The sequence below is a fragment of the Clostridium muellerianum genome, assembly GCF_012926525.1.
Classification (GTDB): domain Bacteria; phylum Bacillota; class Clostridia; order Clostridiales; family Clostridiaceae; genus Clostridium_AM; species Clostridium_AM muellerianum.
On record NZ_JABBNI010000014.1, the window covers coordinates 54,024 to 75,901 of the forward strand.

Annotated in this window: 18 protein-coding genes and 1 pseudogene; 10 read left to right on the top strand and 9 right to left on the bottom strand. The window is 29.8% G+C overall.

Features of this window, described 5'->3' with window-relative positions; genetic code table 11:
- The first annotated feature begins 435 nt into the window (after window positions 1–435).
- Window positions 436–2,334 (top strand): type I glutamate--ammonia ligase, encoded by a 1,899-nt coding sequence (locus HBE96_RS07725; RefSeq protein WP_169297187.1) that lies wholly within the window; start codon window positions 436–438, stop codon window positions 2,332–2,334.
- 122 nt (window positions 2,335–2,456) lie between these two features.
- Here the strand turns inward: HBE96_RS07725 and pepI are convergent, their stop codons facing one another.
- Window positions 2,457–3,338, bottom strand: a complete 882-nt coding sequence (gene pepI, locus HBE96_RS07730; RefSeq protein WP_169297188.1) for a proline iminopeptidase — start codon at window positions 3,336–3,338, stop codon at window positions 2,457–2,459.
- A gap of 458 nt (window positions 3,339–3,796) precedes the next feature.
- On the opposite strand from pepI, the gene HBE96_RS07735 reads away from it, so the two are divergent.
- Both HBE96_RS07735 and HBE96_RS07740 read left to right on the top strand, forming a co-directional pair.
- On the top strand, window positions 3,797–5,566 hold the full coding sequence (locus HBE96_RS07735) for an HSP90 family protein (protein ID WP_169297189.1): 1,770 nt from the start codon (window positions 3,797–3,799) through the stop codon (window positions 5,564–5,566).
- A 26-nt stretch (window positions 5,567–5,592) separates the two neighbouring features.
- Window positions 5,593–6,735, top strand: a complete 1,143-nt coding sequence (locus HBE96_RS07740) for a hypothetical protein (RefSeq protein ID WP_169297190.1) — start codon at window positions 5,593–5,595, stop codon at window positions 6,733–6,735.
- 151 nt (window positions 6,736–6,886) lie between these two features.
- Here HBE96_RS07740 and HBE96_RS07745 read toward each other — a convergent pair whose 3' ends face one another.
- Complete coding sequence (locus HBE96_RS07745; protein ID WP_169297191.1) at window positions 6,887–7,846, bottom strand: hypothetical protein; 960 nt, start codon at window positions 7,844–7,846, stop codon at window positions 6,887–6,889.
- A 419-nt stretch (window positions 7,847–8,265) separates the two neighbouring features.
- Between HBE96_RS07745 and HBE96_RS07750 the strand changes: the two genes are divergently transcribed.
- Complete coding sequence (locus HBE96_RS07750; RefSeq protein ID WP_169297192.1) at window positions 8,266–8,580, top strand: hypothetical protein; 315 nt, start codon at window positions 8,266–8,268, stop codon at window positions 8,578–8,580.
- Window positions 8,581–8,818: 238 nt separating this feature from the next.
- On the opposite strand, the gene HBE96_RS07755 is transcribed toward HBE96_RS07750, so the two are convergent.
- The 5 genes from HBE96_RS07755 to HBE96_RS07775 form a co-directional block, all read right to left on the bottom strand.
- Window positions 8,819–9,601, bottom strand: coding sequence for an ABC transporter permease (locus HBE96_RS07755; RefSeq protein ID WP_169297193.1), 783 nt, complete (start codon window positions 9,599–9,601; stop codon window positions 8,819–8,821).
- A 5-nt stretch (window positions 9,602–9,606) separates the two neighbouring features.
- Complete coding sequence (locus HBE96_RS07760) at window positions 9,607–10,401, bottom strand: ABC transporter permease (protein WP_483416366.1); 795 nt, start codon at window positions 10,399–10,401, stop codon at window positions 9,607–9,609.
- Window positions 10,385–11,308, bottom strand: coding sequence for an ABC transporter ATP-binding protein (locus HBE96_RS07765; protein ID WP_169297195.1), 924 nt, complete (start codon window positions 11,306–11,308; stop codon window positions 10,385–10,387). Before HBE96_RS07765 ends, HBE96_RS07760 begins: the two co-directional genes overlap by 17 nt.
- Before the next feature lie 262 nt (window positions 11,309–11,570).
- A complete protein-coding gene (locus HBE96_RS07770) occupies window positions 11,571–12,530 on the bottom strand; it encodes a sensor histidine kinase (protein WP_169297196.1) in 960 nt (319 codons plus the stop codon).
- A 3-nt stretch (window positions 12,531–12,533) separates the two neighbouring features.
- A complete protein-coding gene (locus HBE96_RS07775; RefSeq protein WP_169297197.1) occupies window positions 12,534–13,229 on the bottom strand; it encodes a response regulator transcription factor in 696 nt (231 codons plus the stop codon).
- 248 nt (window positions 13,230–13,477) lie between these two features.
- Here HBE96_RS07775 and HBE96_RS07780 point away from each other — a divergent pair, with 248 nt between their 5' ends.
- From HBE96_RS07780 to HBE96_RS07790, 3 genes are all read left to right on the top strand, one after another.
- A complete protein-coding gene (locus HBE96_RS07780) occupies window positions 13,478–16,555 on the top strand; it encodes an efflux RND transporter permease subunit (RefSeq protein WP_169297198.1) in 3,078 nt (1,025 codons plus the stop codon).
- Complete coding sequence (locus tag HBE96_RS07785; RefSeq protein WP_169297199.1) at window positions 16,545–17,801, top strand: efflux RND transporter periplasmic adaptor subunit; 1,257 nt, start codon at window positions 16,545–16,547, stop codon at window positions 17,799–17,801. The genes HBE96_RS07780 and HBE96_RS07785 overlap by 11 nt, the downstream gene beginning before the upstream one ends.
- A gap of 154 nt (window positions 17,802–17,955) precedes the next feature.
- Window positions 17,956–18,423 (top strand): MarR family winged helix-turn-helix transcriptional regulator, encoded by a 468-nt coding sequence (locus HBE96_RS07790; protein ID WP_169297200.1) that lies wholly within the window; start codon window positions 17,956–17,958, stop codon window positions 18,421–18,423.
- Window positions 18,424–18,484: 61 nt separating this feature from the next.
- Here the strand turns inward: HBE96_RS07790 and HBE96_RS07795 are convergent, their stop codons facing one another.
- Window positions 18,485–18,934: a MarR family winged helix-turn-helix transcriptional regulator gene (locus HBE96_RS07795; RefSeq protein ID WP_169297201.1), complete on the bottom strand. Its 450-nt coding sequence runs from the start codon at window positions 18,932–18,934 to the stop codon at window positions 18,485–18,487.
- A 91-nt stretch (window positions 18,935–19,025) separates the two neighbouring features.
- Between HBE96_RS07795 and HBE96_RS07800 the strand changes: the two are divergent.
- Window positions 19,026–19,289, top strand: a pseudogene (locus HBE96_RS07800) (spore coat protein); the annotation flags it as partial.
- A 58-nt stretch (window positions 19,290–19,347) separates the two neighbouring features.
- Here HBE96_RS07800 and HBE96_RS07805 read toward each other — a convergent pair.
- Window positions 19,348–19,794, bottom strand: a complete 447-nt coding sequence (locus tag HBE96_RS07805; protein ID WP_169297202.1) for a DUF3788 domain-containing protein — start codon at window positions 19,792–19,794, stop codon at window positions 19,348–19,350.
- A gap of 275 nt (window positions 19,795–20,069) precedes the next feature.
- On the opposite strand from HBE96_RS07805, the gene HBE96_RS07810 reads away from it, so the two are divergent.
- Entirely contained in the window at window positions 20,070–20,876 is an 807-nt protein-coding gene (locus HBE96_RS07810) for an MBL fold metallo-hydrolase (protein ID WP_169297203.1), read from the top strand.
- A gap of 132 nt (window positions 20,877–21,008) precedes the next feature.
- The gene (locus HBE96_RS07815; protein WP_169297204.1) at window positions 21,009–21,833 is read left to right on the top strand and encodes a hypothetical protein; all 825 of its coding nucleotides are present in this window, start codon (window positions 21,009–21,011) and stop codon (window positions 21,831–21,833) included.
- Window positions 21,834–21,878 lie beyond the last annotated feature (45 nt).

Here is a 21,878-nt window from a genome sequence, read left to right on the forward strand (position 1 = left end):
CAGGGAAAAATCACAAATATAATAAAAAAATATTGACATTTATTAAAAAAGTGTTATTATATTCCTAATAGTATAAATCAAACAAGAAAATGAACTTTTAATAATAGTTAGTTAAAAATAATTCTTAAAAGTTATGTTTACTATTTATATGAATATAAAATAAATAATTGATAAGGCAACGGTGTCTTAAGAAAGAAAAAAATATAATTTTTTCTTTCTTAATGGCACCTTTTTTTATTGGATTGAAAGTGAGTATTAAAAAAAATCATTGTTTAGTGTGAGAAACTAAAAGAGTCAAAACAATTTTTATAAAAGCATATTATATTAATTTTATTTTTATATAAAACAAGTAAAATGTATTATTTAAGGTCTATTTTAAAAAAATATTATGTATATAGTCATTTCTTTAATTATTATTTGTAGGAGGTAGTATTTATGTTTAAAGATCTAGTATATGTTATACCAAAAGAAAAACATTCTGAGGAGGATTTAAGGGATATATTAACTTCTCATTCTGAAATAAAGTTTGTATCCTTAATTGGAATAGATTTATCAGGAAATGATACTGATGAAAGAATTCCTATGAAGGTTTTTTTAGAAGATATTTCTGGTTTTATAAAAGGAGCAATTCAAACAGACGGATCATCAGTTGTTCTTCCAGGAATAGCAACATTAAATAACGCTAAAGTTGATATGATAGCTGATACAGATGTTAACTGGTTTGTAGATTACAATTTTGAGTTTATAGATGAAGAAACTAAAAAGCCAATAGGAACAGTAAGAATTCCATGTTTCTTAATACATGAAGGTAAAGCTGTAGATTCTAGACACATTTTAAAAGCTGCAACAACTTATGTTAAAGACACATTATTTGATTCATATAAGAAATATCCTGAGTTATTAGCTGCATATGGAGCTACATTTGATGATGTATCTGATATAATAGCTACAGCTGCTACTGAACTTGAATTCTGGGTGCAAACTCCTGAAGACAAAGCTGAAGTTCAAGAACTTTTTACATCTCAAGTACTTCAAGAACAATACTGGACTAGAACTAAAGGTATTGTAAGATCAGCTCTTGAAGAAACTTTATTGCTAATGGAAATGTATGGTTTAGATCCTGAAATGGGTCATAAAGAAGTTGGTGGAGTAAAGGCTCATTTAACTGATACTGGTAACCTTACTCATGTTATGGAACAACTTGAAATAGATTGGAAATATGCTGATGCACTACAGGCTGCGGATAACGAACTTTTTGTTAGAACATTAGTAAAAGAAACCTTCAGAAGATATGGGCTTGATGTTACATTTTTAGCTAAGCCCATTGATGGTGTAGCTGGAAGTGGAGAACACACTCATTTAAGTATTGCTTTAAAATTAAAGAATGGTAAAAGATTTAATTTATATGCTTCAACTGATAACAATTTCTTAAGTATATATGGATATGGTTCTCTAATGGGTATATTAAAGAATTACGAAGTTATAAATCCAATTGTGTCTGCAACTAACGATTCGTTAAGAAGATTAAAACCTGGATTTGAAGCTCCAGTATGTATAGTTACATCACTAGGACATTCAGTTGATGTTCCTTCAAGAAATAGAACTATATTATTAGGTGCTATTAGAGATCTTAACAACCCACTAGCAACAAGATTTGAACTTAGAGCTCCAAACCCATTTACAAACACTTATTTAGCAGTAGCAGCGTTATTTGTTACTTCAATTGATGGTATAAGCTATGCTATATCAAATAAGAAAACTGAAGCTGATTTACTTGCTGAACTTTCAAAGGCTGCTGGAGAAGAAACTGCATATCTTGAAAAAGATAGAGCTTATAGAAGCGAAGAAGATGTATTTGAAGATTACTCTGATGAAGAAAGATCAAGATTATTTGGTAAAGCACCAGCTACAATTTATGAAAATTTACTAGCGTTAGATAAGTATCCTGAAAAAGTTAATGTATTAAAATCTGGTGATGTATTTACAGAGGAAATACTTAACAGCTTCCGTATGGGTGTAGAGAGAAGATGGTTAACTGAAATTGACTCAAGAATAATTTCTAATTACAGTCATGAAATTAGAAGCTTTAAAAAACTTCATTGTGGTGAGCAAATTTTAGACCTTGATATAGCTAACTGGCAAAAAGTTAATAATTTGAGACAACATCTGTTAAAAGATACCTACTCAACAAAGAGTTTATTCACAAGTATAAGAGATGCTATAAATACTGGTGATTACGAAACTGTTTCAGAACTTCAAATTAAAATGGATGCTAAGATAGCTGAACTTAGAAGTTTATACAATGCATACAAGAATAACTTATTAGATATATAATTAAAGATAAAATAATATATGCTTTATAGAAAAAGCTGAATGATCTGCATTGGGACTTGTCATTCAGCTTTTTCATGTATTAATGAAGCTGTGAACTGGAAAGGCAGTTCACGCTGTGATAATTAGTCGTTTTTATTCAACCATTTATTAAGTATTTCTATATATTTTTCATTCTCTTCTACAAATGGCATATGGCGGCTGAACTCAAACAATTCCCATTCTGAATTAGGGATTTTGTCATACATTGTTTTTGCAACAAGCGGTGAACAGAGATCAAGTAAGCCACTAATGATTAAACAGGGTTCTTGGATATCTTCAATTTCCTTCATAAAATCAAAGTTCTTCAATGTACCAGATGGACTGAATTCATTTTGTCCCCAGGCAGTTATGTAAGCTTCTGTTCCAGCAACCTTTGGACGTCTTAGACATTCTGGTGAATCTGCTCCTACTGGCCCTGCACAGTGACGAAACATGAATTCTGCTTCTGCCTTCTCATATTCTTTTGAGGAATAATCACCAGATTGTTCTGCTTTCAAAATGGCATCTTGCATTTCCTGTGGAAGGTATGCAATTCTTCGACGTTGTTCTTTTTCCCATAGTGCAGCAGATGGTAAAGTACTGGACAGGATATAGCTCTTGATTCCTTCGGGTTTGTATTCACAAGCATATTCAATTGCCTGCATTCCGCCCCAGGATTGTCCTAATAAGTGAATTTCGTCAAGATCAAGGTGTTGACGTAACTTTATTAATTCTTCAATCCATGTCTTTGCACACCACAAGTCAGGACGGGAAGGTGTTTCTGACAATCCACACCCTAATTGGTCATACATAATAACTGCACGTCCATCTTCAGCAATTCTGTCAAGTACTTCAAAATAATTATGTGTAGAGCCTGGACCACCATGTAATAAAACCAACGGTTTCTTATTTCCTGTACATTCTCCCACTATACGATAGTAAGTTTTATATTCTAGATATGGTATATAGCCTTCAGTAATTTTCATACTCAACCTCCTTAGTTTTTATTTACATTGAGAACAGTAATTCATTTTCATGTTAAATAGAAAGCAGCTGTGGAATCTAATGATACATCATTGATTTAAATATACTGTTTAACTTGTTTATGTTCATTATCCCATATTAGTTATTAAATACAAGTATAATAGTATGCTTGTCTATAAATAATGTCAATTTACATATTGATTTTTCATTTAACAATTTAAATTTTTTATGATATATTTAACATTTAGATAATCAGCATGGAATACTTTTAATGACCAAAACTTATTTTACATTTTTGTATTATTTAAGTATGGAGATTAACTGTTGGTTAAATAGTTGAATTATTACACATATTATGCTAAAATGTGGCAAATGAAACTGCAATAAAAGATTATAAAAATTAAATAAGAAATGAACTAAGATAAAAGTATAAACAATGTTAATTTAATGGAGGATAGGCATGGAAAATAATAATTTTCAGGTGAATTTAGAAGGAATAATATCTTTACTTTCAGAGAACTTGTATAAGGACAAAAATGTGTTCTTAAGAGAGATACTTCAAAATGCAGTAGATGCAATAACCGCTAGAAAAAATATTAGCGATGATGAAAAAGATATAATAAATTTTGAACTTTTTGAAGATACTTTGGTGGTAGAGGATAATGGAATAGGTTTGTCAAAAGATGATATAGAAAACTTTTTATCTGTTATTGGACAATCTTCTAAAAGAAAAGAAATATTAAAAGGAGATTTTATCGGACGTTTTGGTATAGGGCTATTATCCTGTTTTATAGTTTGTGATGAGATTACAATTATAACTAAAAAATTCAATTCAAAAGAAGTATTTAAGTGGGTAGGGAAAAGTGATGGAACCTATGAAATGAAAAAACTAGATATAAAGATAAGTTTTGGATCTAAAGTATATTTGAAAGCTAAGGAGGGCGCTTCTAATTTCTTTATGCCAGAATATGTGTATAAAACACTAAATCACTATGGAGCATTTTTACCATATCCCATACTATTAACCTATAAAGATGAAGTAAAAATAATCAATAAGAATGCACAATTATTACTAGAAGCAAATCACAATTTTAATATATGGAAAGGCTTGGGAAAAGAAATATATAATGAGAACTTTTTGGATTGCATTCATATAACATCAAAAACTGCTAATATAAATGGTGCAGCATACATATTACCAAGGAATACAAGTTTGGTTTCAAAAGTAAAAGGAAAGATTTATGTCAAGGGGATGTTTATATCTGATCAATGCGATAAGATTATGCCAACTTGGGCATTTTTTACTAGACCTTTAATTAATGCTCAAAATTTAAGATTAACAGCTTCAAGAGAAGACTTTTATGAAGACAATGAACTTGAACTTGTAAGGAAGGAAATTGCAGAATGCTTTAAATCTTATTTCATGCAGTTATCTAAAAATAACCCTAAAAAACTTGAAGATATAATTAATATACATCATAACTCTTTAAAATTGATGTCTGTAGAAGAGGATGACCTTTACAAAATAATGATTAATTATTTTAAATTTAGTACTACTATGGGAAAGATGACTTTATTTGATATTTACAAAGAATACAAGGTTATTAAATATACTTTGAGCGTAGATGATTATAAACAAATTGAGAAGGTTGCTAAAGCTCAAAATATTTGTATAGTTAATGGTGGATATATAAATGACTCAGAACTTATTGAAAAGTTTAATTTTATTGTAGATAGATATGCTACAGAAGTGATTAATCCTAACGATATTTCAAATTCCTTTGATGAGTTATCCTTTGAACAAATAAATGAGACTCAGGATTTTATTATTTTTGCTGATAAAGTACTTAAAGCATATAGTTGTAGTGCTTCTATTAAAAAATTTAACCCAAAAGAAGTAACAGCTATTTATAATTTAAGTAACTGCACAAAAATGTTAAAAGAAATAAAGGAGAGTAAAGAAAATTCTGTTGCTGAAAATAATTTTATACTGGCTGAATTAGCATCTTCTTTTGAAAAATTATACCAAGAGGAAATGTCAGATTTATGTTTTAATTACAGTAACTTCATGATTAGAAAGTTGATTCAATGCAGGAATGATGAAGTAAAAAGGTCAGTTATTAATGTTATTTATGTACAAGCCCTTATGGCAGGAAATCATAAAGTTACTAAAGAAGAACAGGAGTTATTTTCAAATGGGATAAATAAATTAATGGATATGGCACTTTAAATGTGAAATTATTTAGGAGGTAAACAATGAATTATAAAGTTGAAATGGATAAATTAATTAATGCATCAGGAGATATATTATATGATAAACGTAATAGTGTTAGTTTAAATGACCTTGATTATGAGAAGGCTATAATGCTTTTGAAAAAGGCACATAAAATAGCAGAAGAAAATGGAGACATTCAAAATCAATTTTTTATTACTACAGAAATAATTTATGCTAGTGCGTTTATAAATAGGCAGCAAGAAACGATTTTGGACTTTATATGGTGTATAAATAATATGAATAAAATTACTATGTCGGATAATATAGCATATAATTTAAGCTGGAATTATAAAGTTATTGCAGATAACATATATAAATTCAGTAATATTTCTTTGGATAAAATCCAGTACATATTTGAAAACATGAAAAACTTTTATAAAGATAATAATATGAGTTTAAAACCTTATTATGATAATAAAATGTTTGCTGCTATGTGCGGCGCTTTTGATGAAAAAGAAATAGATTCACTTTATAAAGAATTTGTAGTCACTCGTGCAGATAGATCTTCCAATTGTAGGTTGTGTAATAAATATAGTAAAGCTTGTTATCATCTATATAAAAATGATGTGGATAATGCTTTGAAAGAGGCTAAAGAAATTTTAAGCAGCATAGGAAAATGTTCTACAGCTATTAATGGAGTACAATCTCATTTGCTGCTATATTTATATAATAAAGGGGATAAAGAGTTAGCAGAAAAATTTCATTTGTCATCTATAGCAAAGATTAATGGCGAAAAAGGGCATTTTAATTTTATATGGAATCACATTTTATATTTATCAAAGGTTAATATGGGAAAGGCGCTTAAGGTATTCGAAAAAAATTATAAGAATAGTTTAGATGGAAATAATTCCTTAGACAAACTTTATTTTGATTTTTCAGCGTATTTACTTTTTTCTAAAGTTTTAAAAGAAGGTGGAAGAAGCTTTAAAGCTAGAATACCTGTAAATTCACCTATATATATGGAAAGTGGTGAATATTATACAGAAAAAGTAGCTAGTCATTTTAAAGATAATGTGCTTAAGAGTAAGGAAGCTTTTGATAAAAGAAATGGAAATGATGTTATTTCAAGAAATTTAAATAGGATATTGGATCTATATAAGTCAGAAAAACTTGATGATTTATAATGAAAATAAAGGGATAATCTTTATGAAAATCCCTTTATTTTTATTTAAAATAGAATCAAATTTTTTTATTTGACAGAGTTTATATTTTCAAAATTATTTAGCGGGTTGACTGAATTTTATTTGAAATTTGATTAAATTAATGAGTTCTTTACTATATAACACAATTTAAAGAGGTTTTAAATTTTAAGCTGGTAGAACCATTTATTTGATCAATAACAGCATTCCATTTTTCACTAAGATATTTAACTTCATTTATTAACTGAGTTTGATCTACAGGATCAACAGAATTAGTATAAGATGCATCATTTTTTATAAAATTGTCATATAATGATGCTAAACTTTCTTTTATTTTAGCATCATTTTTTATATCAACATTTTTATAAAGGGTATCATATTGTCTTTTAGAGGTATGAAATGTATCTGTTTCATTTTGGAGAGAAACTAATGATTCTTTTGCTTTTTCTCTCCAACCACCAGCTATAAGAGCTGGATCTTTTGTGTTTGCAATAGCAGTTTCAAAATCTTTTAAGAACTTTGTATATCTATCAGTTAATTTGTCTGTATATTTATCCACTATTGAATTAAACTGCTCTTGATATTGTTTAGGTACAAGTTCTTGAGATATGTATTTTAGTTCCATATTAGTTTGGCTAATACGCATACCAAAAGTATTACTATCTTGCTGCTGACCATTTACAGATTCTGTTGAAGTAATTATGGCATTTCTAAGTGTTGTTTTTTGGTTATCGTTAAGTTCTGACATGCTATTTACGCAATTTTCAAAGTTATAATAGTCAAGAGGTCTACCTTCTCTGTTATTTACTACGACTTCGTACTCAATTGGTTTATTTTCAATTTCACTTAGATCTACTTTACCTACATGTTTCTTAGCCTCTTCAATTCCTTTTAGCTCTTCATTTGACAGATGAACACTTGCTCGCCCTTCAGAGGTGCTTAAATCAATACACTTAGAAGTATCTAATTTGTTATGTACATTATCTGCAATATTAACACTAGCCTTAGCCATTTTATCTTTTAAGCTAGCTATGCTCTCACCTTTAACACGTTTGCCCACTTCTGTATAATAATATGATGGAATATTTATTGACATGTTGTTCCTCCTCTTACGTAAAATCTTATAATTTTATATTCGTGTATTTTATGGTAATGTTTATATTAAATTTATAAAAATTTACTTTTTAAGATTAATGTATTACCTAATGTTCCTATGATTTTTAGATTGTGACTAGCAGATGGTGAGTTTCCAGCCGATACTACTATTCTTTATGATTATTCTGAGATTAAAGAATTGCATGTATAAGATTTAGCAGGATTATGCTCTATAATTGTTGATAAAATAGTTAAAATGCTGAGTTAGTTTAAATACAAATATTGATATTATGGAAACCGTTGTTACCTAAGATATAACTATTGTATAAATTAATAATCAGTAACTTTGTATAAAATCAGGACATATACTGGAATAGGCTAGATGTTGTTTTCTATAAAATTACACAAGGGGGATTAGATATGTATAGGAACGAAGTTTTTTCTACTGGAGTATTAGCTAAAAATACAGCTAATTATGCAGTAGCTAATATTGCCAATATAGGTACAAGAGAAACCTATGAAATTACTGTTGAAGTATGGGATTGGTCAAGCTATAGTAATCCTGCTAAATTACCTGTGTTAATTGGTCAAAATGAGCAGGTTGCATTTCCATATAAGCTTGAACCTAATCATTTAGCAGTTATGTACGCGAATATAGCTGCAGCTAATATTAAGTTTTATGAGATTCGTGTCATCTATCCTAGAAGTAAGGATATAGTAATAAAGTGGTACTAAAAGAAGTGATTTTTAATTATATTAGCTATAATATTAATAAAATGTCATTTATGTTTCATAATTGAGTATAAAAAAATAAGAATGTATTATTATATAAGATTTATACATTCTTATTTTTTAATAACCATTTAAGGAATTTAGTTATTTAATATTTAAATTTACTGTTCCTGTAAAATTATTGCCTTCAATTCCAATATAGTTTCCTTCAGCAGGTAATTCTATGGTAGCAGAATATTTATTACCATCCCTTTTTGTGTGCATATTTTGCAGTTTTTTTAGTAATCTTTTTCATTCCTATGGGATTTCCAGTAAAATGAATCAAAAGAATGGAAAAAAACAGCGAAGCTCCTATACTAAAAAAGTTCAACAATACATTCCAATGAACAGAAGAGTCATATCCCCTATACTGAATCATACCAAGACCTGCAGTAATTGGGCACAGATTTGCAAACAGCATATTTCCTGATGCTAACATACCAACATAACCATATACGAAGGATACAATAACACCTGCTAGAAAGCCGTTTGGTGAATAGCTTGTTATGATAATAATAGGCATAACAGCAAGGTAGAGAAAAAAATTAATAAGTGTGATTTGCCAAAGAGCTTGAACTACTAGTACTAAAGAGGCTCCAGGAAAATGTGCAAGTAGTTCTCCTATAATTATAAAAACAGTACATACGATACCAAGAAATAAGGATAATATTCCACACACAATCAATTTGCCTATAATAAGCTGCTTAAAGGAAATAGGAATTGTCAAAATATTTTTTAAAGTGTCATCCTTATATTCACGGGTTATAATATATCCAGCAATCAAAGTAATACACATTGGAAAAATGGTAGACATATTGTTTTTGATAACCTGTTCTATTAAATATCTGAAATCCCATACAGAACCATCCTTTGCCATAGAAGTAAATAAAGTTAACAATACTGAAAGGAGCATAAGTGCGATTCCAGCCCAAATAATGTTATATCGTTTCAGTTTCCAAATTTCTGTTTTTGCAATTCGCCACATTTTTATCACTCCTCCCACTTTTTATATAATACAATCATCAAGTATATAGAAATTACAGCCATGATTCCCAAAATAGTAATGATACAGAAGGTTGAAGGAATAAGCCATGATAGTTTAGATAAATTTAGTTTAATACCATGAGCTACCATATCACCTGCACTCCAGAATGTAGTAAGTGCCATTGGAATTAACCATAAGATTGATTTTGGAAGTATATCGTAAAGTGATGTAGCACTCATACTTAATATACTGTAAAATATGCACAATAAGATAGAGAAAATATATGTTCTGCTGAAATACACTACCAGTACAATGAGCGGCAATGTTCCAGCAGTTATAAAGATTCCCATTTCAACAGACATAAGTAATTTATATAGCATTCCATTTACTTTAAATACCACCATTCCACATAATGTTGTGGCTAATGTAGAAGCTAAACAAAAGATAATGCTGAATATAAACAATACCATAATTTTAGCAAAAACCATTTGTTCAATAGTAACTGGAATTGTCTTTAAGTTTTTGAAGGTATTACTGTCACGTTCCATAAAAAAAAGTATTGATGCAAGTATACCAATTATGCAAGGCAAAAGGAACTGCATTCCGAAAGCAAGTACATTATTAAATAATCCATTGAAAGCATCGCTAAGACCATCATATCGCTGCATACTTGATGGTTTAATGCTATAATATGTTATGGCAATAGGAAACAAGAAAGCTGCAGCAACTACCAGTTGAATAAATTTTTTTCGTTTCAGTTTCCAAAACTCGCATTTTATTAGTTTAAGCAATTCCAGCACCTCCAGTTACTTTTTTGAAGTATTCCTCTAAAGTATCTTCACAAAGATGGGATTCTGAAACCTCCAATCCATTTTGAATAAAAGATCGATTAATTGCTGCTTGCGGCAAGCTAGTGTCATAAAGTAAAATGTTATGATCGTCAACTACTCTAAAATTTTTACACTTAAATACAGATTCCAATATTCGTGCTGACTGTGAAGTATCTGAAACATCAAAGTGAATATACTTGCTGTTTTTCTCTTCTAATTCTTTAAGACTTTCTTCTTCCAGTAGTACACCATGGTCAATAATACCAATATCATCTGCCAAAAGGGAAATTTCCGAAAGAATATGGCTTGAAATAAGGATTGTTTTTCCTCTTACATTACATAAATCACGAATAAAAGTACGTACTTCAGCAATGCCAATAGGATCAAGTCCGTTAATTGGCTCATCCAAAATCAATAGCTCTGGATCATGCATGACAGCAAGAGCAATAGACAAACGCTGCTTCATACCAAGAGAATATGCTGAGAATAATTTTTTATCCTTATAAGGCAAACCAACTAATTTTAGTGAATTTTTAATTGAATCACTCTTAGGAATACCGCGTAATTCTGCAAAGATACGCAAATTTTCTGTACCGGTAAGATTAGGATAAAATCCTGGTGCTTCAATTAGAGAACCAATACGTGGAAGAATTCTTTTTTCATTTTTTCTAATATTTTTGCCAAAAATGAAAACTTCTCCGGAAGTTGGCTGGGTAAGATTTAAAAGCATTTTCATAGTGGTGGTTTTTCCAGCACCATTTCTTCCTAGCAGTCCATAAATACGTCCCTTCTTTACATGAATATTTAGATCAGCAACACTTTTTTGAGTGCCATATTGTTTAGTTAAATTTTTAGTTTCTATAACATAATCATTCATTTGTTCAAACCTCCTTTGTAGTTACAATAAAGAGTATAGCACGTGAACCTTGCATTAACCTTGCATTAGTCTTGCATAAACCTTGCTTTTTGAAAAAAGGTAAAAATTACAGCAAAGATGGGAATTTACTTATTAGTTTAGGCATATGAAAGAAAATAGCAAGTCAAAGATGTTAGTATATTTTGTGTCAGACAAGGAAACAGGTTCCGCTGATAGTTGTTCTATCAAAGGGTTCTGTTGACGCAGTATGACGCAAAATATACTAACATACTGACTTGTTATTTTTTTGAATATGCCTTAAAGGAAATTTTATAATAAATGATGTATATCTATCTAGCTCGCTGTGTACAGAAATTGTACCATTCATATTTTCTACAATTTGTTGCACAATTGAAAGACCTAAGCCGCTTCCTTTTTCAGATCGACCTTTATCGCATTTGTACAGTCGTTCGAAAATATGTTTAATATCTTCTTTGGATATTCCTTTTCCATTATCAGTAATACATATTTCAACTTGATTAAGTTTGCTTAAAACAGAAACTTCAATGTGGCTTGCATTGCTGTGTGTCAGAACATTTTGCACCAGATTATTGATAACACGAGTATATCCTTCTGAATCCACTTTTGTTATTATGGGTCTTTCAGGAATATCTATGTCATAGTTAAGCGCTTTTTCCTCGAAAATAGGTATCCAGTCTTTTAATATATTCCTTGTCAATTCTGAAATTTCAAAAGGCTGAATAGAAAAAGTTTCTTCATTAGAATTTAATTTGAACCAATCAAAAAGAACATCAATGTAATCTTTTAAATCATGTGCCTTATGTCTAGCTGTTTCTATATAAGTTTCTTGTTCTTTTCCCTGGACGATTCCTTTATGTATTGCATCTAAATAACCAATTAAAGTAGTTAAAGGCGTTCGTACATCATGAGAAAGGCTTGTCATAAGCTGTTTATTAGTTTCAGCAGCTTTTCGAAGAGAAGCAAGTTGCTTTTCATAACTATAAACAATATCATTTATTTTATAACAAATAACAGCAGTTATATCATTAGGACTTGCTAAAATTTTATGGTTTCCATTACCTGCTTGAATATCGTTTAAGATCTCTAAAATATTTTTTAATTTATTTTTTACTTGAAATAACTTCACTAAAAAGCTAAAAGCTAGTATAAGAGAGATAATTGTAATAACAGCAGCAAGCATTAACAAAGTAGAAGAATCCATTTACTATACCTCCTTATTAAATCTATATCCAATTCCCTTTACTGTCTGAATGAAAATAGGTTTGCTTGGATTTTTCTCGATTTTTTTACGAATCCTGCTTATAAGAGCCATAATATTGCTGTCATCATAGGCATAGGACTCACCCCAAACTTCTTCATAAATCTGTTTTTTTGTTAAAATTTTTCCTTGATTTTTTGCACAGTATAAAAGAATATCAAATTCTTTTGGTGGTAGTTCTAATGTTTCGTTATGAACCATAACAGTTCTGCTATCTAAATCTATTACTAACCCATCATAATCAAGCTTTGAAGCTTGTACACCAGCAGGATTGAAACGAGTATAACGTCGAATTAATGAAATGACACGAGCAATAAATTCATCCATGTCAAAGGGTTTTGTAAGGTAGTCATCAGCTCCAGCTCGGAGTCCTCGTATTTTGCAGCTGTTATCATTTTTAGAAGTTAACATAAGAATAGGAACACTGCTTTTTTCGCGTATTCTTTCTAGTGTTTCAAATCCGTCTATTCCAGGCATCATAACATCAAGAACAACTAGTTGGTATTCACTATTTTTAAGAGCAGATAAACCAGCATTTCCAAAGTGGCAGCAGTCTGCTTCTATATTTTCAGTGCTAACGCTTTTTTGAAGTAGTAAGCAAAGTTCTTTATCGTCATCTATAATTAAGATTTTGTTATTCATAGTTGTATTCTCCTTAAATTTTGTTTTATCATTCTCTTTTAATAATTATACGATTTTATAAATTTAACATCAATTTTTAAATTCAAATAGCACTAATGTTTATTAATATCTAATAAAAAACTATTGATTTCCATGTAAAATAATACTATAATTTAACCTATATTAATATTTAATACGCATTAAATATTAATATAGGTTAAAATGTAACGAACGTTAAATATTAACAACTTTATGCTAGGAGGATAAAAATGAAGATAACTGAAATATCTGTAAAAAGGCCAGCAGCAATGTGGATGGTAGTAATTTTATTAATTGCACTTGGTGTTTTTGGCTATTTAAAAATGGGAGCAAATTTACTACCATCTATGAATAACCCTGTTATAACAGTTAGTACAATTTATAGTGGTGCTGGTGCTGATGACATAAAAAAAGATGTTATAAAACCAATAGAAGATTCAGTATCAGGAATAAGTGGTGTTGATACAATTAGTTCAACAGCAAAAGAAGGTTATGGTACTGTTACAATAACCTTTAAATCCAGTGCTAATCTAAACACTGCATACTCAGATGTTCAAAAGGCAGTTGAAAATGCTTCCTCAAAACTTCCTGAAGATGCTAATAAACCTACTATACTTAAGATGGATACTAATGCTATACCAGTTTTAGCAATTTCTCTAAATGGAAATGTAAGCTATGATGAACTATATAATGAATCTGATATATTAAAACAGAAATTAGAAAAAGTCCCTGGTGTAGGAAGCGTAAGTTTAATGGGTGCTGATAAAAAGCAGTTAATGATAAAGCTTGATAAAACTGCTATGGAATATTACAGCATAAGCACTAATACTGTAATGGGCAAATTAAAGTCAGTTAACCTAAATGTACCTGCTGGTGAAATTAAGCAGGACAAGCAAGATCAAGCTGTTAGAGTAATTGGCCAATTTCACAGTATAGATGATGCTAAAAATATGTTAGTGCCTACAGCAAATGGAGGAAGTGTACGTCTTGGTGAAATTGCTCAAATAAAGTTAGAAGCACCAGATGCAACTACACAAATAAGATTTAATGGTAATAAAACTATGGCAGTTGTAGTTGGAAAGCAAAGTGATGCCAATGTAGTAGAAGTAGCAAATAGTGTAAAAAAGCAGTTAGAATCAATTAAAAAGAGTATCCCAAGCGATATTAAAATTGATATTGCCTTTGATACTACTACTTTTATTACTTCTTCATTAAAGCAAGTACAGCACAATCTTATAGAAGGAATTATAACTACTGCAGTTGTACTTTACTTATTCTTCCGTAGTTTCCGTTCTTCTTTAGTTGTTTTAGTTGCTATACCTACATCACTTATAGCTACCTTCTTTATGATGTATAAGTTTAATTTTACTCTCAATATGCTGTCTCTTATGGGATTATCCTTGGTTGTAGGTACACTGGTGGATGATTCTATAGTTGTAATAGAAAGCATACAAAGGCATTTAGGTTTAGGTAAAGATCCTATAAGAGCAGCTATTGATGGACGTGATGAAGTAGGAATGGCTGCTGTAGCTATAAGTCTTTGTGACATAGTTGTATTTGCTCCTATTTCTCTTATGTCTGGTATGATAGGGCAGTTGTTTAGAGAGTTTGGACTTACTATAGTTGTAGCTACAATATTTTCTCTTTTAGTATCTTTTACAGTTACACCAATGCTTTCATCTCGCATACTTAAAAGAGAAAGTAAAGAAAAAGAAATCAAGAAGGATGGCTTTTATAGCAAGGTTTTAGAAAAATATAAAAGTACTCTCATATGGTCTTTAGAACATAGAAAAAAAGTGTTATCTGCTGTTATTATCTGTATTGTACTTAGTGTTGCTCTTATACCAATGGGAATATTAAAATCTGAGTTTATACCTACAGCTGATCAAGGTAGTTTTACTATTGATCTTTCCCTTACGCCAGGTTCTACATTAAAGCAAACAGATGAAAAAATTACTCAGGTTGAAAAATATTTAAAGAATATGAAAGAAGTAAAAAGCTACTTTACAATGGTTGGCTCAAATGGACAAGGAAGTTCAGATAAGGCTACAGGTGAAATTATGGTTAATCTAGTTCCTAAAAGTGAACGTAAAAAAAGTCAAACCAAGCTAGCAACACAAGTTCGTGATTTTGGTAAAACCATGACTGGAGTAGATTTTACTGTAACAGAATCACAATCTGGTGGTGGAAGCAGTAAGCCTGTTTCTATCAGTATAAAAGGAGATGATCAGAGTACCTTAGAGGATTTATCAAAGCAAGTTGAAAAAATAGTAAAAGCAGTGCCTGGAGTTATTGATATAAGTAATTCTTCTAATATAAAAAGCAGTGAACTAAGAGTAAATATAGATAGTCTAGCTGCTGCACAATATGGAGTTTCATCATCTGATATAGGAAGCTCTGTAAGAACTGCTTTAGCAGGTACCAAAGCAGGAGTATATAGAGCAAATAATACAGAAAATGATATAACAATTAAATTTATGAATGGTCAGATAAAAAATGCTGAAGATATTAAATCTATAAAAATTACAAATGCATCTGGACAGCAAATACCATTAAGTGAAGTTGCATCAATTGTAAAAGCAGATAGTGCACCATCAATATCTAGAGAGGATAAACAGGATGTTGTTACTATAAGTGCAAATCTTCAAGGTAGAGTTCTTGGAGAGGTAACCAATGATATAAAAGCTAAATTAAAATCCTTATCCATACCTGAAGGTTACAGTATAAGCTATGGCGGAACTCAAAAGAATATGGCAGATTCCTTTAGTTCTCTTGGATTAGCCTTAGGTGCTTCACTATGTCTTGTTTATATGATACTAGTGGTACTTTATGAGTCTTTCTTAACACCAGCTATAAGAATGGTATCTCTTCCTTGTGCTATAATAGGTGCCTTTGGTTTGCTGGCGTTAACAGGACAAACTTTAAACCTGATGTCAATGATTGGTCTTATAATGCTTGAAGGCTTATCATCTAAAAATGGTACCTTATTAATAGATTATACAAACACATTAATGAAAAAAGGAATGAATTTAAAAGATGCACTTATTGAATCTGGTGTTACCAGGTTAAGACCTATAATAATGACAAGTTCAACAATGATAGTTTCAATGCTACCTGTAGCTTTATCCATGGGTGAAGGAAGTGAAATGAAGCAAAGTATGGCTATAGTAATTATAGGTGGTATGGTAGCATCAACTATACTTTCTCCAATAGTAATACCAGTGGTTTATACCTTAATGGATGATTTAACCAAAGTTGTATTTAAGAAAAAGAAAAGTCATAAGGAGGCTGTGAAGTATGAAGTTTAATATTAATGGTTTAAATAAAAAGAAGTTAATAGTTGGTGTAGCATTAATACTTGTTGTTATTGGGTGTGTTTCTATTTTGGGAAAAAACAAAAAAGCAGAAGGAAAGCAAGATGTTAAAAATGTAAAAGTAGAAAAAGTAGCTGTTGGTTCAATATCTACTGAGTTAGAATATGCAAGTAAATTAAATCCTACTGAAGAGGTAACGGTTTTACCTAAAGCTGGGGGAAAAGTGGCTAGTGTAAATGTAGATATAGGAGACAAAGTTACAGCGGGACAAGTATTGTTTACACTAGATGCAGCACAACTTCAAGCACAACTTCAATCTCAACAAGCAGCCTTAGCAGCTTCAAATGCTAATTTGGCTAAAACAAGTGATTCTGGACTTCAACAACAAATAACAGCTGCTGAGCAATCACTTCAAAAATCACAAATAGCCTATAATGATGCTCAAAATAACTATGATAAGATGCAGAAACTTTATGCTTCAGGGGCTATAGCTAAACAAGATGTAGATAATGCAAAAGTTAAATATGATAACTGTTCTGCAGATTTAAAGGCTGCTCAAGATAACTTAAATCTTATAGTTCAAAAGTCTGGTCCTCAATCTACACAAGCAGCAGCAGCTCAAGTAGCACAATCTCAAGCAGGCGTAAATGCTGCACAGATTCAATTAAATGATGCTTCAATTACTTCACCTATTAATGGAGTAGTATCTGCTAAAGATGTTAAGGTAGGTCAAATTGCTGGTGGTCAATCTGGTTCAGTTACTATAATAGACAGCAGCAGCTTTACTGCAGAAATAAGCGTACCAGATAAGGTAATTGGAAAAATTCAAATTGGACAATCTGTACAAGTAAGTGTAAGTGCATTAGAAAATAAAAAAGTAACTGGAGTAATAGATAAAATTAGTCCTAATTCTAGTTCTAAAGATAATTCTTATACTGTAAAAGTAAAAATTAGTAATTCAACAGGGGAACTTAAAGCAGGTATGTTTGCAAAAGTATCATTACCATCTGAAAAGAAAGATAATATACTAACAGTTCCAAATGAGGCGCTTAAAATTGAGAATAACGTAAACTACCTCTATTTAGCTGATAATGGAAAGGTTAAAAAACTATCTGTGGATGTTGGTATTTCTGATGAAAAAGTTACAGAAGTAACTGGAAATATAAAAGCAGGAGCAGATGTAATTGTAGAAGGACAAAATTTATTAAGTAATGGAGATAAGATTAATATAGCTAAATAGATATATATACTAACTATAGAAATACACTTACATTATTGAATATGTTGGCAAGTTCAGACATTACAAAGTAATATATTCTCTTAATAAAATGCGTTGATCTTGTAATTATAAAATCAACGCATTTCTTAAATTAAAATTATAAGGGGGAAAACATATGCGTAATAATCTTGTGGATGCATTAGCTGAAAATTTAATAACCTTCCTTCCAATGATGTTAAAAAAAGTTATAAGGCTTGATACGGTATATATTAAAAATCTTCCTCATACAGCACCCATTAAAATCCTTCCATTAAATCAATTAATGGTATTAGGAATTCTTCATGAAGAAGGAGGTTTACCAATTTCAAAACTATGTAAAAAGTTAACTATTTCTAGTCCACAAATGACAATTGTTATAGATAAATTAGTTGATTTAAATTTGGTTTACAGGGTTCATAATGAACAAGATAGGAGAACAATCAATATTAATATTACTGAAAAAGGTGAAGAATATAGTTTAGAAATATTAGAAATAGCTAAGGAAAATTTAAAGAATAAACTTATAAATTTATCATCAGAAGATTTATTAGTACTGTTAAATTCAATAGAAATTACTAAAAGTATATTTAAAAAACTGGAATAAAAAAACAGATGAAAGCGAGTCAAATATAAAGCTTTCATCTGTTTTTTTATTCCAGTAGCAATTAATATTCAGTTTTGCTTACATCTATATTTAATTTGCCTAATTTCTCATAAATGGAAGCTAAAGCTTCCAATTCATCAGGTTCTAAATAGGAAAGATAGCTTTTTAATACTTTGCGGCATTTTTCCTCAAATTTATTTAGTAAATTTCTTCCTTCATCTGTTATAGAAACTAATACAGCTCTTCTATCCTTTTCACCATGCCTTCGGCAAACTAATCCACTATTAGTCAATCTATCAATCATTGTTGTTATGGCACTTGGCTTAACTCCCATTCTTTCAGCTAAATCTGTAACTTTGAATGATTCTTTTTTTGATAATAAATCCAACATATTAAACTGTGTTTCAGTTATTCCAAATTCGGACAAGTCTCTAAGATTGTCTGCAATTTTTATAGTGGTATTCCATAATGCAACTTGTGCACGAGAAACATAATCTTCTTTACTTTTCATAAGTATTTTCCCCCCTGAACATCTATCTTGAATGATATAATGAAACAAATAAAAAGTCAAGAACTTACAATGATAGTATAACTTATAGCATGTGAATGACATAGAAGTGGCAACTGCATATCTTTTAACTTTAAAAAGAGCAGGAAGAGAATATGCATGGTCAGCAATGGAAGCAAGCAATCCAGGTGTAAGAGAATTTTTAAAGGATGCATTTACTATGAGTTGTAATCATGCTTATGAAGTGTGGCAATATATGGTTAAAAAAGGCTATTATCCATTAGAACCAGCATGTCAAACCACATTGGATACAATGGCAACTATATATAAAGAAGTTCGTGAACCTGCTTTAGTATAGAATAAAAAAAGATGCCTTAAATTGCGTTAATATGCATTTTAGGCATCTATTTTTGTAATCATATTGTAATGTTTTTCTTATTTGGCTTTTTCTTAACTTTTATCATTTCCATCAATTCATCTATGTACTTTTCATCTTCAATTCTTATTAACATCCATTTTCCATCATGATAATGCTTAGTTTCATTAAAAATTACATTCATATAATCGCTAAATTCATTCTTTCTATTTTGAAATTGTTCAATTTCTTTTTTGCCATATACAAGAACACAAGAAAAACAATTTTTTTCTGGAAACAATGATAAAAGTGTTTTTCCACTTCGTCTAAATCTTATTAATACTCCATAATTCTTTCCTCCATAGCATATTTCTTTATTAAAGTTATAATTTTCTTCAATGAAGGCAATTACTTTATCAAACTTTTTTACTTCGATATTACCAATAAAATTTCGTATTTCCTCATAAGTTGGTAATGGTTCTTTATTATGCATTCTTTCATAATCCATTTTTTATATTAAACCTCCTAATATATTATTATCTTACTTAATATAATAACAGTTCAATTGTGACAACAGTATGTCAGGATTAAATAATATCATTTACTATTTTTGTAGATATTTAAATATTATATTATAATGTATATATAATTGGAAGAATTGAAATATTTGTAGAGCAGTTATTTGTTTTTAACTATGAATTGCACAAATTGGTATTACTATATGAAAAATTGCTTATACCAATAGATATACTCTGATTGCAAAGTGAATTAGGAGGAAAAGTTATGAAGTTAAAAGTTTTGGTAGATAACAATACTTACATTGATCAGTACTATTGCGGTGAACCTGCTGTTTCATATTATATCGAAGATGGAGATACAAGCTTTTTATTAGATGTAGGATATTCTGATTTATTTATGAAAAATGCTAAAGCATTTGGAATAAATTTAGACAATATAAGCAATATTGTTGTCTCGCATGGACATGATGATCATACAAGAGGGTTAAAATACTATTTTAATGAAAATAATAAAAATAATATTTCTATTATTGCCCATCCAGATGCATTCAAAGAAAAAGAAATAGAAGATTTAAAAATTTGCTCTCCAATTTTAGAGAATGAGTTGAAAGAAAAATGTAATTTAATTCTTTCAAAAGAACCTATTAAAGTTAGTAAAAATATAACCTTTTTAGGGGAAATACCTGAAACAAGTGATTTTGAAAATAGAAAGCCTATAGGTAAACAATCTGTTTGCGGTGCTTTTATTGATGATTATGTAATGGATGATACTGCACTGGTATATAAAAATGAGAATGGCATTTATATTATTACTGGTTGTTCCCACAGTGGTATATGTAACATAATAGAATATGCAAAGAAAGTATGTAAAGATACTAGAGTATTAGGAGTTATAGGTGGGTTTCACTTATTTGAAGTTGATGAACAAGTTAATAAAACAATTCATTATTTTAAACAGAACAACATAAAAGAATTATATCCTTGCCACTGTACTTCGTTTATTGTTAAAGCAGAAATACATAAGGTTCTGCCTATAAAAGAAGTTGGAGTAGGATTAGAAATAAAATGGTAAATTGTTCATAGATTTTACAACTTGGTGACAAGTGAAGGATGGTTTTTACATATCTCTAATATATACTTTATATTGTAGTAAAGATGTTTTGGCATGCTAAACAGCTAAATACAATTTTGGAGGTATTCATTTATGAATAGAAAAAGAATATTAGTTTGGGCTTTAACATTATTAGTAATAGGAAGTGCTTCAGGAGTTACTTATGCAAGTCAAAAAAAGGATACTACTAAAAATGTAGCTGTAGTAGCAGAAAATAAAAGTAGTAGTAATATTAGACAACAAGGAACTATAAGCGATGAAGAAGCAATTAAAATAGCTACAGAAGCAATGAAAAGCTATATGGGAAAAGATTCAAGTTATTTTTCATCAACTAAAATATACAGGTCATCTGATGAAAGAAAAGTAGAAGAGGGACTTAGAAAAGAATATGCAAAAGAACATCCTGAGGAGGTAAAAAAGATTGAAGAATCAAAGAAAAAATTTGCTAAAGAGCATCCAAAAGATGCAAAAATAATAGCAGAATATGCAGCTAAATTAAAGAATGAGAGTAGAATAGATGTTTGCTTTACACCTAAAGATTTTGAAAAAAGTAAGGGAGGTTCAAATTTTGTTTCCATAAATGAAAAAAATGGTGAAGTAATAAATGTAACAGCTATAAATGATTTAGACGAGAATTTAAAACCTGCAATTGATGATAATAAAGTTAAAGATGCAACTTTAAGCTTTTTAAAAAAAATAGGGAAGAAAATTTCAGGTAATACTATAAGGGTTAATAAGGAAATTGATTTAGGAAGATTATTTATAGATTGTAAGCTGGATGATGGAAGAAATGCTGAAATTGAAATAAATCTTAGAGATTATTCTGTAATACATTATGAAATAAAGGATAATGATATTAAAACTTTACCTTGGATGCAAAAGGATAATGATAGTCAAAGAGAGATCAAAATTAATTAGTAAATAAAATTCTTAACAGCATATGGAACTTACTGGTTATTATTG

Excerpts from the sequence above, each read along its gene's own strand:
- HBE96_RS07725 (WP_169297187.1), top strand. The coding sequence starts at position 436 with ATGTTTAAAGATCTAGTATATGTTATACCAAAAGAAAAACATTCTGAG.
- pepI (WP_169297188.1), bottom strand. The coding sequence starts at position 3,338 with ATGAAAATTACTGAAGGCTATATACCATATCTAGAATATAAAACTTAC.
- HBE96_RS07735 (WP_169297189.1), top strand. The coding sequence starts at position 3,797 with ATGGAAAATAATAATTTTCAGGTGAATTTAGAAGGAATAATATCTTTA.
- HBE96_RS07740 (WP_169297190.1), top strand. The coding sequence starts at position 5,593 with ATGAATTATAAAGTTGAAATGGATAAATTAATTAATGCATCAGGAGAT.
- HBE96_RS07745 (WP_169297191.1), bottom strand. The coding sequence starts at position 7,846 with ATGTCAATAAATATTCCATCATATTATTATACAGAAGTGGGCAAACGT.
- HBE96_RS07750 (WP_169297192.1), top strand. The coding sequence starts at position 8,266 with ATGTATAGGAACGAAGTTTTTTCTACTGGAGTATTAGCTAAAAATACA.
- HBE96_RS07755 (WP_169297193.1), bottom strand. The coding sequence starts at position 9,601 with ATGTGGCGAATTGCAAAAACAGAAATTTGGAAACTGAAACGATATAAC.
- HBE96_RS07765 (WP_169297195.1), bottom strand. The coding sequence starts at position 11,308 with ATGAATGATTATGTTATAGAAACTAAAAATTTAACTAAACAATATGGC.
- HBE96_RS07770 (WP_169297196.1), bottom strand. The coding sequence starts at position 12,530 with ATGGATTCTTCTACTTTGTTAATGCTTGCTGCTGTTATTACAATTATC.
- HBE96_RS07775 (WP_169297197.1), bottom strand. The coding sequence starts at position 13,229 with ATGAATAACAAAATCTTAATTATAGATGACGATAAAGAACTTTGCTTA.
- HBE96_RS07780 (WP_169297198.1), top strand. The coding sequence starts at position 13,478 with ATGAAGATAACTGAAATATCTGTAAAAAGGCCAGCAGCAATGTGGATG.
- HBE96_RS07785 (WP_169297199.1), top strand. The coding sequence starts at position 16,545 with ATGAAGTTTAATATTAATGGTTTAAATAAAAAGAAGTTAATAGTTGGT.
- HBE96_RS07790 (WP_169297200.1), top strand. The coding sequence starts at position 17,956 with ATGCGTAATAATCTTGTGGATGCATTAGCTGAAAATTTAATAACCTTC.
- HBE96_RS07795 (WP_169297201.1), bottom strand. The coding sequence starts at position 18,934 with ATGAAAAGTAAAGAAGATTATGTTTCTCGTGCACAAGTTGCATTATGG.
- HBE96_RS07805 (WP_169297202.1), bottom strand. The coding sequence starts at position 19,794 with ATGGATTATGAAAGAATGCATAATAAAGAACCATTACCAACTTATGAG.
- HBE96_RS07810 (WP_169297203.1), top strand. The coding sequence starts at position 20,070 with ATGAAGTTAAAAGTTTTGGTAGATAACAATACTTACATTGATCAGTAC.
- HBE96_RS07815 (WP_169297204.1), top strand. The coding sequence starts at position 21,009 with ATGAATAGAAAAAGAATATTAGTTTGGGCTTTAACATTATTAGTAATA.